Source organism: Mycobacterium sp. IS-2888, assembly GCF_001954215.1.
Taxonomy (GTDB): Bacteria; Actinomycetota; Actinomycetes; order Mycobacteriales; family Mycobacteriaceae; genus Mycobacterium.
Genome location: NZ_MBET01000104.1, coordinates 54,877 through 67,786 on the forward strand (window position 1 = coordinate 54,877; position 12,910 = coordinate 67,786).

The following is a 12,910-nucleotide window of genomic DNA, read 5'->3' on the forward strand; positions in this document are numbered from 1 at the left end:
CGAATACCCTTTGGGGGCAGCGCTGCCCCCAAAGGGTATCTGCGTCTGGAATTCGGGTTAGTGCTTAGCGACGGCCGCGGCGCGCGGTCGCCTTCTTGGCCGGAGCTCGCTTCGCGGCCTTCTTGGCGGGAGCCCTCTTGGTCGCCTTCTTAGCCGGCGTCCTCTTGGTCGCGGCCTTCTTGGCGGGAGCCCTCTTGGTCGCCTTCTTAGCCGGCGTCCTCTTGGTCGCGGCCTTCTTGGCCGGCGCCCTCTTGGTCGCCTTCTTAGCCGGCGCCCGCTTGGTCGCGGCCTTCTTGGCCGGAGCCTTCTTGGCGGCCTTCTTGGCCGGAGACTTCTTGGCGGCGGCCTTCTTAGCCGGAGCCTTCTTGGCAGCCTTCTTGGCCGCACCGCCCACAACACCACGCTTCACTGCAGGTCCTTCCGACGGGAGGCGCTGTGCGCCAGAGACAACCGCTTTGAATTGGGCACCCGGACGAAACGCCGGGACAGACGTCGGCTTCACTTTCACCGTCTCGCCGGTGCGCGGATTGCGGGCCACGCGCGCTGCGCGGCGGCGCTGCTCGAACACACCGAAGCCGGTAATAGTTACGCTGTCGCCCTTGTGCACCGCGCGCACAATGGTGTCGACAACATTCTCGACAGCAGCGGTCGCTTGCCGACGGTCCGAGCCCAATTTCTGCGTGAGCACGTCAATGAGCTCTGCTTTGTTCATCCAAAATCCTCCGAAGCCAGTGGTCCTCGTTTCGAACCAACTAGCGAACACGGTAAACCCTCACCTGGCAAATTGCCAAGCGCCACGCGCAATTTCAAGACGCGATGATTGGAATTTTCGCAATCCGGTTGCCGCCCTTGACCGGTGGCGCACCCCGAATTCGACCCGCTTACTTAGCCGGGCGAGACGAAATTCCGCCCGGGTCGACTCGCATCAGGAGCTGGGTACAGTGCGCGGTTTCCACTCCGGACGAGCCGCCTCAAACGATTCGATGTCACGGAGTTTTCGCAGCGTAAGGGCTATATCGTCAAGACCCTCGAGCAATCGCCACGCAGTGTGATCGTCAATCTTGAACGGCAGCACCGCCGTTCCCGCGGTGATATTTCGATCTTGAAGATTGGCAGTGATTTCCAAGCCCGGACTCTGCTCGATGAGCTTCCAAAGAAGCTCGACGCCGTCCTGGCCGACTTCTGCCGCGAGCAGCCCCGCCTTGCCCGCGTTGCCCCGGAAAATGTCACCGAATCGAGACGAGATGACCACCCGGAACCCGTAGTCCATGAGCGCCCACACCGCATGCTCACGCGACGATCCGGTGCCGAAATCGGGGCCAGCCACCAGAACCGAGCCGCGGTCAAAGGGGCTGAGGTTTAGGACGAATGAGGGATCTGAGCGCCACGTTGCGAACAAGCCGTCCTCGAAACCGGTTCGGGTGACGCGCTTCAAATACACCGCGGGAATGATCTGGTCGGTGTCCACATTGGAGCGCCGCAGTGGCACCCCGATACCGGTGTGGGTGTGAAAGGCTTCCATGCTCATCCTCTATCGAAGTTGAATCAGTTCAAGTCGGCCGGCGCGGACAGCGTGCCGCGCACCGCGGTAGCCGCAGCAACGGCCGGCGACACCAAATGCGTGCGGCCGCCTTTGCCCTGCCGCCCTTCGAAGTTGCGGTTCGACGTCGCCGCGCAGCGCTCCCCCGGCGCAAGCTGATCGGGATTCATGCCCAGGCACATCGAGCAACCCGCCTGCCGCCACTCCGCACCCGCGGCGGTGAATACCTCACCGAGACCCTCGGCTTCGGCCTCGGCGCGCACCCGCATCGAGCCCGGAACAACCAGCATCCGCACGCCCGAGGCGACCTTGCGGCCGCGCAACACCTCGGCCACCGCCCGCAGATCTTCGATGCGACCGTTGGTGCACGAGCCGACGAACACGGCGTCGACGGCGATCTCGCGCATCGGCATCCCGGGTCGAAGGTCCATGTACGCCAAGGCTTTCTCGGCGGCCTGCCGCTCGCCGTCGTCGGTCATCAGGTCGGGGTCCGGGACGTTCGCGGCCAACGGGACGCCCTGTCCGGGGTTTGTTCCCCACGTGACAAATGGGCTCAACGACGTCGCGTCGAGATAGACCTCGGTGTCGAAGGCGGCACCGGGGTCGGTGCGCAGCTGCTGCCAATAGGAGACCGCGGCGTCCCATTGCGCGCCGCGCGGCGCATGCGGACGATCGCGCAGAAACTCGTACGTGGTTTCGTCCGGCGCCACCATGCCCGCCCGGGCACCCGCTTCGATGCTCATATTGCAGACCGTCATCCGGCCTTCCATTGACAGCGACTCGATGGCGCTGCCCCGATATTCGATGACGTGACCCTGTCCACCGCCGGTGCCGATTTTTGCGATCAACGCCAAAATGATGTCCTTGGCCGTCACACCGGCGGGCAATTCGCCGTCGACGTTGACCGCCATTGTCTTGAATGGCCGAAGCGGCAATGTCTGCGTAGCCAGCACATGTTCGACCTCCGATGTGCCGATGCCCATCGCCAGCGCGCCGAACGCGCCATGAGTAGAGGTGTGGCTATCGCCGCAGACGATCGTCATTCCCGGCTGAGTCAGCCCCAACTGCGGCCCGACGACATGGACGATGCCCTGCTCGATGTCACCCATCGGATGGAGCCGCACACCGAATTCGGCACAGTTTCGCCGCAACGTCTCGACCTGGGTGCGCGAGATCGGGTCGGCGATCGGCTTGTCGATGTCGATGGTGGGCACGTTGTGATCCTCGGTCGCCAGCGTCAGGTCGGGCCGGCGCACCGGGCGACCGGCCAGGCGCAGCCCGTCGAATGCCTGCGGGCTGGTGACCTCGTGCACCAGATGAAGGTCGATGTAGATCAAGTCGGGCCCGGAGCCCTCACCCGGCGCCACAACGTGGTCGTCCCAAACCTTTTCGGCCAGCGTGCGCGGCGTGCCTGCCATCTTCGATCGCCTCGATTCGCTCAGAACTGGCTATCTCACAATGCGAGACGCTAGTATCTCCTTGTGAGACAGGATAGCGGAATCGGCGTCCTCGACAAAAGCGTGGGGCTGCTGCACACGATCGCGGAATCTCCGTGCGGGTTGGCCGAGCTGTGTGAGCGGAGCGGCTTACCCCGCGCGACCGCCTACCGGTTGGCGGCCGCCCTCGAGGTCCATCGCCTGCTGGCACGCGACGACGAAGGGCGCTGGCGGCTGGGTCCCGCGCTCACCGAACTCGCGGCCCGCGTCAACGATCCGCTGCTGGCCGCCGGTGCGGCGGTGCTCCCGCAGTTGCGCGAAACCACCGGCGAGAGCGTGCAGCTGTACCGTCGCGAGGGCACCTCGCGGGTCTGTGTCGCGGCGCTGGAACCGGCTGCGGGCCTTCGCGATACGGTTCCGGTCGGCGCGCGCCTGCCGATGACCGCGGGGTCGGGGGCCAAAGTGCTGCTGGCCTATAGCGACGCCGCCACCCAGAAGGCGGTGCTACCGGCGGCGAAATTCACCGACCGGGCGCTGGCCGACGTGCGCCGGCGCGGTTGGGCACAAAGCGTGGCCGAGCGTGAGCCGGGGGTTGCCAGCGTCTCGGCGCCGGTGCGCGACAGCCGCGGCGTCGTCGTGGCCGCCATCTCGGTGTCCGGGCCCATCGACCGAATCGGGCGCCGGCCGGGTGCCCGCTGGGCCGCCGATTTGTTGTCCGCGGCCGAAGCGCTGACTCGTCGTCTCTAATTCGAATCGAGTGTGCGTTCACGGCGGCGACTGTGCGTTCAGGGCGCCCTCAGCGCACGCCCAAAAACGACCTGACAGACTGACGCCATGGGAACCAATCAGCGCGCGAGCATCGTCATGTCGGAGGACGAGATCGCCGATTTTGTCGTCAAGAGCCGCACCGGAACATTGGCCACCGTCGGCCCGGACGGCCAGCCGCATTTGACCGCCATGTGGTACGCGGTGGTCGACGGCGAAATCTGGCTGGAGACCAAGGCCAAGTCGCAGAAGGCGGTCAACCTCAAACGGGATCCGCGGGTGAGCTTTTTGATCGAGGGCGGCGACACCTATGACACGCTGCGCGGGGTGTCCTTCGAGGGCGTCGCCGAGATCGTCGACGATCCCGAGGTCTCGCACCGCGTCGGCGTCAGCGTGTTCGAGCGCTACACCGGTCCCTACAGCGACGACATGAAACCCTTCGTCGAGCAGATGATGAACAAGCGGGTCTGCGTGCGCATCGTGGCCGCACGGGCGCGTTCGTGGGATCACCGCAAGCTCGGTTTGCCGGCCATGCCGGTGGGCGGGTCGACCGCGCCGGCGGTGGTAGGGACCGGCCAGTAAAGATTTGTAGCCCCGATGGGATTCGAACCCACGCTACCGCCGTGAGAGGGCGGCGTCCTAGGCCGCTAGACGACGGGGCCTGAACCGATCCGAGCTGTCAGCATAGCTCACCCGCATATGCCCACCTAATCGCTTGTGGTGGCCGGATTTTGCTGGGGTACCAGGACTCGAACCTAGAATGGCTGAACCAGAATCAGCTGTGTTGCCAATTACACCATACCCCATTGGCTGCCTAAAGCCGCAGGTCAGAGCGCATTCTACGGACTCGAGCGTCCGTGGCTGCGCGGCTGCCGGCGACCTTTCTAAACCGCAGTGCAGAGTACCAAAAACTTAGAGCGCGCCAGCGCGGGCGGCCCGCAGCCGGCGCAGGCTGCGCTCGCGGCCGAGCAGCTCCAGTGATTCAAATAACGGCGGGCTGATCGTCGTCCCGGTGGCGGCGACGCGGATCGGGCCGAACGCTTTGCGCGGTTTGAGCGCCAGTCCCTCGATCAGCGCGGCCTTGAGGGCGTCCTCGATCCGCGCGGTTGTCCACTCCGTCACGCCGTCCAGCGCGGCCAGCGCCGCGTCGAGCACCGCGGCCCCGTCTGCGCCGAGTTCTTTGGCGGCGGCCTTCGGATCGATGGCGTACTCGTCGTCGTTGAGGAACTTCAGCAGGTCCCATGCGTCCGCGAGCACCACGATGCGGGTCTGCACCAGCTCGGCGGCGGTGGCGAACGAGGCGTCATCCAAGTCGAGGCGATGGCCGTGTGCGTTGAAGTATTCGCGCAGCCTGCCGGCGAAGTCGTCGGCGGTGAGCATCCGGATGTGCTCGGCGTTGAGCGCGTCGGCCTTCTTCTGGTCGAATCGGGCCGGATTCGAGTTGACGTCCACCACGTCGAAGGCGGCCACCATTTCGTCGAGGCTGAACAGATCGTGATCGTCGGCGATCGCCCAGCCCAGTAATGCAAGATAATTCAGCAACCCTTCGGGAATGAAACCCCGGTCGCGGTGGGCGAACAGATTCGACTGCGGGTCGCGCTTGGAGAGCTTCTTGGTTCCCTCCCCCAATACCGTTGGCAGGTGGGCGAATTGCGGGATCCGTTCGGCGACCCCGATCCGGATCAGCGCCTGATACAGGGCAATCTGACGCGGGGTCGACGGCAGCAGGTCCTCGCCGCGCAGCACGTGGGTGATCTTCATCAGCGCGTCGTCACACGGGTTGACCAAGGTGTACAACGGATCTCCGCTCGCCCGGGTCAACGCGAAGTCGGGCACGGTGCCGGCCGCGAAGCTGGTGGGCCCGCGCACCAGGTCGTCCCAGTGCAGATCTTCGTCGGGCATGCGCAGCCGGACCACCGGCTTGCGCCCCTCGGCGAGAAACGCGGCGCGTTGGGGGTCGGTCAGGTGTCGGTCGAAGTTGTCGTAGCCCAGCTTCGGGTTGCGGCCCGCGGCGACGTGACGGGCCTCCACCTCCTCCGGCGTCGAAAAGGCATGGTAGGCCTCCCCGGCCGCGAGCAGCTTGGCCACCACCTCCTGATAGATGTCGCCGCGCTGCGACTGCCGGTAGGGGCCGTAGGGTCCGCCGACCTCGGGCCCCTCGTCCCAGTCGAGGCCGAGCCAGCGCAGCGCGTCGAGCAGCGCCAGATAGCTCTCCTCGGTGTCGCGCGCGGCGTCGGTGTCCTCGATGCGAAAGACGAAGGTGCCGCCGGTGTGCCGCGCGTAGGCCCAGTTGAACAGCGCGGTGCGCACCATGCCCACGTGCGGCGTGCCGGTGGGCGACGGGCAGAACCGGACTCGTACTGTCACGGCTTTCCTTTGCGGACTACGGGATTGGCGAGGCTGCCGATTCCCTCGATGCTGATGGAGACGACGTCGCCGTCCTCGATGGGACCGACGCCGGCCGGCGTTCCGGTGAGGATGAGATCCCCGGGTAGCAGGGTCATCACGGCCGAGATCCATTCCACGATGTCGCCGACGTCGTGGATCATCGACGAGGTTCGGCTGTGTTGCTTGACGTCGCCGTTGACTTCGGTGCGCAGCTCGAGATCGGCCGGATCGACGTCGGTGACGATCCACGGGCCGACCGGGCAGAACGTGTCGTGACCCTTGGCCCGAGTCCACTGGCCGTCCGCCTGTTGTTGATCGCGCGCGGACACGTCGTTGGCGATGGTGTAGCCGAGTATGTTGGCGGCGGCCTGGGCGGCCGAGACGTCCTTGCACGGGCGGCCGATCACCGCCGCCAGCTCGCCCTCGAAGTGCACGGGTGATGCGTTGGCGGGCAACCGAATCGGCACGTTGGGTCCGATGATGGCGGTGTTGGGCTTGAGGAATATCACCGGATCCGCTGGTGTCGGGCCAGTTTGGCCACCCATCTCCGCGATGTGATCGGCGTAGTTCTTCCCGACGCAGACCACCTTGCCGGCCAGCATGGGCGCCAGCAGCCGGATGTCGGCCAACGACCAGGATCGGCCGGTGAACGTCGGCGTGCCGAACGGGTGCTCGGCGATCTCGCGGGCGGTCATCCCGCTGGGATCGTCCAGCGAACCCTCGATGCTGACGAAGGCGACGCCGTCCGGGCTGGCGATTCGACCAAGGCGCATTCGCACGAGCCTAGCGTTGCGACGATGCGGGCCAGCACGGCCCGAGGAGGAGCAAGGCAATCGAGCCTAGTAATGGCCGATCACTCCTGCCTCAGCCGGGCATCGTGCGAGCATGGGCTGATGCCGTCGGACCCGAAAGAGGCGGGCCAACTCAGCACCGGGGCGCGCTGGTCGATCGTGGTCGTCTCGCTGGGGGTAACGGCAAGTTCTTTCCTCTTCATCAACGGTGTCGCATTCCTGATCCCCTCCCTGCAGGCCTTACGCGGCATTTCACTGACCGAAGCCAGTCTGCTGTCGTCGATGCCCAGCTGGGGCATGGTCACCACGCTGATCCTCTGGGGCTACGTGCTGGATCGCGTCGGCGAGCGAATCGTGATGACCGCGGGTTCGGCGCTCACCGCGGCGGCGGCATACGCTGCGGCGTCGGTGCATTCGATGGTGTGGGTCGCTGTGTATCTGTTCCTCGGTGGCATGGCCGCGGCGAGTTGCAACACCGCCGGCGGCCGGCTGGTGTCCGGCTGGTTCCCGCCGCAGCAGCGCGGCCTGGCGATGGGCATCCGCCAGACCGCGCAACCGCTGGGAATCGCCTTCGGCGCACTGGTGATCCCCGAGCTGGGCGAACACAGTGTCCGCGAGGGGCTGATGTTGCCCGCGTTGGTGTGCGCGGTGGCCGCGGTGGTCAGCGTGATCGGAGTCGCGAATCCGCCGGGGAAGTCCCGCAAGACGGCCACCGTGGCCGAACTGGCCAGCCCGTACCGGGGGTCGTTGGCGCTCTGGCGAATTCACGCCGTGGCGGGCCTGCTGATGATGCCGCAGACCGTGACCGTCACGTTCATGCTGGTGTGGCTGATGAACCACCATGGCTGGTCGGTCGGGGCCGCGGGGATTTTGGTGACCCTCGCGCAGCTGCTCGGCGCGCTGGGCCGCGTCGGGGTCGGCCGGTGGTCGGACCGGGTCGGCTCGCGGATGTGGCCGGTCCGCATGATCGCCGCCGCCGCGGCACTAACCCTGTTCCTGCTGGCGCTGAGCGACCGGATGAATTCGCGATTCGACGTGCCGCTCATGATCGCCATCTCGGTGCTCGCGGTGCTCGACAACGGTTTGGAGGCAACCGCGATCACCGAATTCGCCGGTCCGTTCTGGAGCGGACGGGCGCTGGGCATACAGAACACCACCCAACGGCTGATGGCCGCCGCGGGCCCGCCGCTGTTCGGCGCGTTGATCGCGGCGGAGAGATATCCGTCCGCCTGGGCCTGGTGCGGGTTGTTTCCCTTGCTGGCGGTCCCGTTGGTGCCGACCCGGCTGCTCCCACCGGGTTTGGAGACTACAGCGCGGCTGCGATCCGTTCGCCGACTTCGCTGGTGGCGAGCCGTTCGTTCGGGCGGTTCGACAGATAGGTCGCCACGGCCCGGTCCACCCGGGCGGCGGCCTCGTCCTGACCGAGGTGGGCGAGCAGCAGCGCCACCGACATGATCGCCGCCGTCGGATCCGCGATGCCCTGGCCGGCAATGTCGGGCGCGCTGCCGTGCACGGGCTCGAACATCGATGGATTGGCCCGGGTGGCATCGATATTTCCACTGGCGGCCAAGCCAATTCCGCCACACACCGCCGCGGCCAAGTCCGTGATGATGTCGCCGAACAGGTTGTCGGTGACGATAACGTCGAAGCGCCCCGGGTCGGTGACCAGGAAGATGGTGGCGGCGTCGACGTGCTGATAGGCCACCTCGACGTCGGGATAGTCTTCGCCGACCTCCGCCACGATCCGCGACCACAGCTTCCCGGCGAAGGTGAGCACGTTGTTCTTGTGCACCAGCGTCAGGTGCTTGCGACGCCGCTGCGCGCGCTCGAACGCGTCGGCCACCACGCGGCGCACACCGAACGCGGTGTTGACGCTGACCTCGGTGGCCACCTCCTGCGGCGTGCCCACACGGATCGCGCCGCCGGTGCCGGTGTAGGGCCCTTCGGTCCCCTCGCGCACCACCACGAAGTCGATGTCGGGATTTCCGGCCAGCGGACCGCTCACCCCGGGATACAGCCGGGCCGGTCGCAGGTTGACGTGATGATCCAGCTCAAAACGCAAGCGCAACAACAGGCCTCGCTCCAGCACGCCGCTGGGCACCGACGGATCACCGACCGCGCCGAGCAGGATGGCGTCATGCGCGCGCAGCTCGGCGAGCACCGAGTCCGGCAGCAGCTCGCCGGTGGCGTGGAAGCGGCGCGCGCCCAGGTCGTAGTCGGTCCGCTCCACGCCCGGCACGACCGCGTCGAGCACTTTGAGAGCCTCGGCCACCACCTCGGGACCGATGCCGTCGCCGCCGATCACCGCCAGTTTCACGACAGGTCAACCACTTCGAGCTTGTTGGCCCCTACCGCCGTCGAGATCTCCGACCGGACTGCGTCGGGTACGTCTTGGTCGAGCCGCAACAGGATCGTCGCGCTCGGACCTTCGGCGTCCTCGGACAGTTGCGCGGCTTGGATATTCACCCCGGCCGCACCCAGCAGGGTGCCGATCTTGCCCAGCGCGCCGGGCTGGTCGATGTAGTTGATCACCAGGTTCGTGCCCTGGGCGCGCAGATCGAAGTTGCGGCCGTTGATCTGGACGATCTTCTCGACCAACTGCGGACCGGACAGCGTGCCCGCCACGTTGACGCACGAGCCGTCGTGGGCGAGCGCCCGCACGTCGACCACGCTGCGGTGGTTGGGGCTTTCCGAGGCGGTGGTGAGCTCGGCGTTAACGCCGCGTTCGGCGGCCAGCGCCGGCGCGTTGACGAACGTGACCGGGTCCTCGATGACCGCCGAGAACAGGCCGCGCAGCGCCGAAAGCCGAAGCACCTCAACGTCTTCCGAGGCGAGCTCGCCTCGCACCTCCACGACCAGCGATGCCGGCAGGCCGTCGGACAGCGCGGCGGCCAGCACTCCGAGCTTGCGCGCCAGGTCGAGCCAGGGCGCCACCTCCTCGTTGACCACTCCGCCGCCGACGTTGACCGCGTCGGGGACGAACTCCCCCGCCAGTGCCAGCCGCACGCTTTCGGCCACGTCGGTGCCGGCCCGGTCCTGGGCCTCGGCGGTGGAGGCGCCCAGATGCGGTGTGACCACCACCTGCGGCAGCTCGAACAGCGGGCTGTCGGTGCAGGGTTCGCTGGAGAACACGTCGAGACCGGCGGCGCGCACGTGGCCGTTGCTCACCGCGTCGGCCAGCGCCGCCTCGTCCACCAGCCCACCGCGGGCGGCGTTGACGATGATGACACCCGGCTTCGTCTTGGCCAGCGCCTCCTTGTCGATCAGGCCGGCCGTCTCCGGCGTCTTCGGCAGGTGCACCGAGATGAAGTCGGCCCGAGTCAGCAGCTCGTCGAGGGAGAGCAGCTCGATGCCGAGCTGCGCGGCGCGCGCCGGCGCCACATACGGGTCGTAGGCGACGACATGGGTTCCGAAGGCCGCGACCCGCTGGGCGACCAACTGGCCGATGCGGCCCAGCCCGACGACGCCGACGGTCTTGCCGAAAATCTCGGTGCCCGAGAACGACGAGCGTTTCCAGGTGTGTTCGCGCAGCGAGGCATCGGCCGCCGCGATCTGGCGGGCCGCGGCCAGCAGCAGCGCCAGCGCGTGCTCGGCGGCACTGTGGATGTTCGACGTCGGCGCGTTGACGACGAGCACACCGCGCTCCGTGGCGGCGTCGACGTCGACGTTGTCGAGCCCGACGCCGGCGCGCGCGACGATCTTGAGCTTGGGCGCCGCGGCGAGCACCTCGGCGTCGACGGTGGTGGCGGAGCGCACCAGCAGCGCGTCGGCCTCGGGCACCGCGGCCAGCAGCTTCTCCCGGTCGGGACCGTCTACCCAGCGCACCTCGACCTGGTCTCCCAGGGCGGCGACGGTCGATTGGGCGAGTTTGTCGGCGATTAACACAACAGGCAAGTTCACCCGACCAGGCTATAGGCCGGCGTCTCCGCTCTAATTGACCGGTGGACGTCACAGTCGTCGGCAGCGGGCCCAACGGGCTGACGGCGGCCGTAATCTGCGCCCGTGCGGGACTCAAAGTGCAGGTCGTCGAGGCCCAGCCGACTTTCGGCGGCGGCGCCCGCACTGCGGCCGACCCGGAATTTCCCGGAGTGCAACACGACATCTGCTCGGCGGTTCACCCGCTGGCGCTGGCGTCGCCGTTCTTCGCGGAGTTCGATCTGCCCGCCCGCGGGGTGCGGCTGGAAGTGCCCGAGATCGCGTACGCCAATCCGCTGCCGGGCCGGCCCGCCGTGATCGCCTACCGCGACCTGGAGCGCACCTGCGCCGAATTGACCGACGGGACGTCCTGGCGACGGCTGCTGGGCCCGCTGGTGGCGAACTCCCCGTCGGTCGTCGGGCTGCTGCTCGGCGATAAGCGCTCGCTGCCCCCGTCGTTGCCCTCAGCGCTGCGCCTGGGGCTGCGGATGCTGGCCCAGGGCACCCCGGCGTGGGGATCGCTGGCCGGCGAGGACGCCCGCGCATTGTTCACCGGCGTTGCCGCTCATGTCATTTCGCGAATGCCCTCGATGACGGCCGCCGGCGCCGGGTTGATGTTGGCGACACTCGCCCATTCGGTCGGCTGGCCGATTCCGGTGGGCGGCAGCCAGGCGATCACTGACGCACTCATCGCCGACCTGCGCGCGCATGGCGGCGAGCTCACCGCCGACTACGAAATCGCCGGGCCGCCAACCGGCGTCGTCGCGTTCGACACGGCCCCGACCGGGCTGCTGCGAATCTACGGGGATGCCCTGCCGACCCGGTACGCTAAAGCGTTGCGCCGCTATCGTTTTGGACCCGGAGTGGCCAAGGTCGACTTCGTGCTCGGCGGCGAGATTCCGTGGACGGACGAGCGGTTGCGCCACGCGCCGACGCTTCATCTCGGCGGCACCCGCGAGCAGATGGCGCAGGCCGAAGCCGACATCGCGGCCGGACGCCACGCGCCGTGGCCGATGGTGCTGGCGGCCTCGCCTCACCTCGCCGATCCCGGCCGGATCGACGGCCGGGGCCGTCGCCCGTTCTGGACCTACGCCCACGTGCCCGCGGGCTCGACCGTCGACCCGACGGAGGCCGTGACCGCGGTGGTCGAGCGGTTCGCACCCGGGTTCCGCGACATCGTGCTGGCGACCCGCGCGGTGCCCGCCGCGCGGATGTCTGACCACAACGCCAACTACGTCGGCGGCGACATCGGGATGGGCGGAAACTCGGCGTGGCGCGCGATCGCCGGCCCCACGCCGCGCCTGAACCCTTGGCGCACACCGATTCCCAAGGCATATCTGTGCTCCGCGGCCACCCCGCCCGGCGGCGGCGTACACGGCATGGCCGGCTACTACGCGGCGCGTACCCTGCTGCGCCGCGAATTCGGCCTGGGCATGCCTAGGCTGGGGCCATGACCAAACTCGCGATCATCTACTACTCGGCCACCGGTCACGGCACCACGATGGCGCAGCGCATCGCCGCGGCGGCCGAGGCCGCTGGCGCCGAGGTCCGGCTGCGCCACGTCGCCGAAACGCGCGACCCTGAGTCGTTCGCCGAGAACCCGGCCTGGACGGCCAACTACGAAGCGACGAAGGATCTTCCCGCGGCCACCGGCGACGACATCGTCTGGGCCGACGCGGTGATCTTCGGCTCGCCGACCCGGTTCGGCTCGCCCGCAGCGCAATTGCGGGCCTTCCTCGACTCGCTGGGCGGGCTCTGGGCCGACGGCAAGTTGACCGACAAGGTGTACGCGGCCTTCACGTCCTCCAACACCCTGCACGGCGGCCAGGAAACCACGCTGGTCGCGCTGTACCTCACGCTGATGCACTTCGGCGGCATCATTGTGCCGCCGGGCTACACCGATCCGATCAAGTTCGTCGACGGCAATCCCTATGGGGTGAGCCTGGTCTCAACCCACGACAACATCCACGAGCTCGACGAAGCCACCGAGAACGCCCTCGACCATCTGGCGCGCCGCGTGGTGCATACAGCCGACCGCTTCACGGCGTCCTAAGCCACCGAACGTGTACTCACGG

At 67.6% G+C, this 12,910-nt stretch carries 11 protein-coding genes, 2 tRNA genes and 1 pseudogene; 5 read left to right on the forward strand and 9 right to left on the reverse strand.

Going from position 1 to position 12,910, the window contains the following annotated elements; translation table 11 throughout:
- Positions 1-64 precede the first annotated feature (64 nt).
- The 3 genes from A5745_RS21345 to leuC form a co-directional block, all read right to left on the reverse strand.
- Complete coding sequence (locus tag A5745_RS21345; RefSeq protein WP_076063229.1) at positions 65-712, reverse strand: HU family DNA-binding protein; 648 nt, start codon at positions 710-712, stop codon at positions 65-67.
- Between the two features lie 213 nt (positions 713-925).
- Positions 926-1,522 (reverse strand): 3-isopropylmalate dehydratase small subunit, encoded by a 597-nt coding sequence (gene leuD / locus A5745_RS21350; RefSeq protein ID WP_076063231.1) that lies wholly within the window; start codon positions 1,520-1,522, stop codon positions 926-928.
- A 23-nt stretch (positions 1,523-1,545) separates the two neighbouring features.
- Positions 1,546-2,958, reverse strand: a complete 1,413-nt coding sequence (leuC, locus tag A5745_RS21355) for a 3-isopropylmalate dehydratase large subunit (protein ID WP_076118717.1) — start codon at positions 2,956-2,958, stop codon at positions 1,546-1,548.
- A gap of 63 nt (positions 2,959-3,021) precedes the next feature.
- Here leuC and A5745_RS21360 point away from each other — a divergent pair, with 63 nt between their 5' ends.
- Positions 3,022-3,723, forward strand: a complete 702-nt coding sequence (locus A5745_RS21360) for an IclR family transcriptional regulator (protein ID WP_076063235.1) — start codon at positions 3,022-3,024, stop codon at positions 3,721-3,723.
- An 87-nt stretch (positions 3,724-3,810) separates the two neighbouring features.
- Positions 3,811-4,323, forward strand: coding sequence for a pyridoxamine 5'-phosphate oxidase family protein (locus tag A5745_RS21365; protein WP_076063236.1), 513 nt, complete (start codon positions 3,811-3,813; stop codon positions 4,321-4,323).
- Between the two features lie 7 nt (positions 4,324-4,330).
- On the opposite strand, the gene A5745_RS21370 is transcribed toward A5745_RS21365, so the two are convergent.
- From A5745_RS21370 to A5745_RS21385, 4 genes are all read right to left on the reverse strand, one after another.
- Positions 4,331-4,403, reverse strand: a tRNA-Glu gene (locus A5745_RS21370).
- A gap of 72 nt (positions 4,404-4,475) precedes the next feature.
- Positions 4,476-4,547, reverse strand: a tRNA-Gln gene (locus A5745_RS21375).
- Between the two features lie 106 nt (positions 4,548-4,653).
- Positions 4,654-6,108, reverse strand: a complete 1,455-nt coding sequence (gltX, locus tag A5745_RS21380; protein WP_076118720.1) for a glutamate--tRNA ligase — start codon at positions 6,106-6,108, stop codon at positions 4,654-4,656.
- Entirely contained in the window at positions 6,105-6,902 is a 798-nt protein-coding gene (locus A5745_RS21385) for a fumarylacetoacetate hydrolase family protein (protein ID WP_076118722.1), read from the reverse strand. Before A5745_RS21385 ends, gltX begins: the two co-directional genes overlap by 4 nt.
- Positions 6,903-7,022: 120 nt before the next feature.
- Here A5745_RS21385 and A5745_RS21390 point away from each other — a divergent pair.
- Positions 7,023-8,093, forward strand: a pseudogene (locus tag A5745_RS21390) (MFS transporter); the annotation flags it as partial.
- Positions 8,094-8,226: 133 nt separating this feature from the next.
- Here the strand turns inward: A5745_RS21390 and A5745_RS21395 are convergent.
- Both A5745_RS21395 and serA read right to left on the reverse strand, forming a co-directional pair.
- Positions 8,227-9,237 (reverse strand): 3-isopropylmalate dehydrogenase, encoded by a 1,011-nt coding sequence (locus A5745_RS21395; RefSeq protein WP_076063241.1) that lies wholly within the window; start codon positions 9,235-9,237, stop codon positions 8,227-8,229.
- The gene (gene serA, locus A5745_RS21400; RefSeq protein ID WP_076063243.1) at positions 9,234-10,820 is read right to left on the reverse strand and encodes a phosphoglycerate dehydrogenase; all 1,587 of its coding nucleotides are present in this window, start codon (positions 10,818-10,820) and stop codon (positions 9,234-9,236) included. Before serA ends, A5745_RS21395 begins: the two co-directional genes overlap by 4 nt.
- Positions 10,821-10,861: 41 nt before the next feature.
- On the opposite strand from serA, the gene A5745_RS21405 reads away from it, so the two are divergent.
- The gene (locus tag A5745_RS21405) at positions 10,862-12,289 is read left to right on the forward strand and encodes an NAD(P)/FAD-dependent oxidoreductase (protein ID WP_076118725.1); all 1,428 of its coding nucleotides are present in this window, start codon (positions 10,862-10,864) and stop codon (positions 12,287-12,289) included.
- The gene (gene wrbA / locus A5745_RS21410; RefSeq protein WP_076118727.1) at positions 12,286-12,888 is read left to right on the forward strand and encodes an NAD(P)H:quinone oxidoreductase; all 603 of its coding nucleotides are present in this window, start codon (positions 12,286-12,288) and stop codon (positions 12,886-12,888) included. Before A5745_RS21405 ends, wrbA begins: the two co-directional genes overlap by 4 nt.
- Positions 12,889-12,910 lie beyond the last annotated feature (22 nt).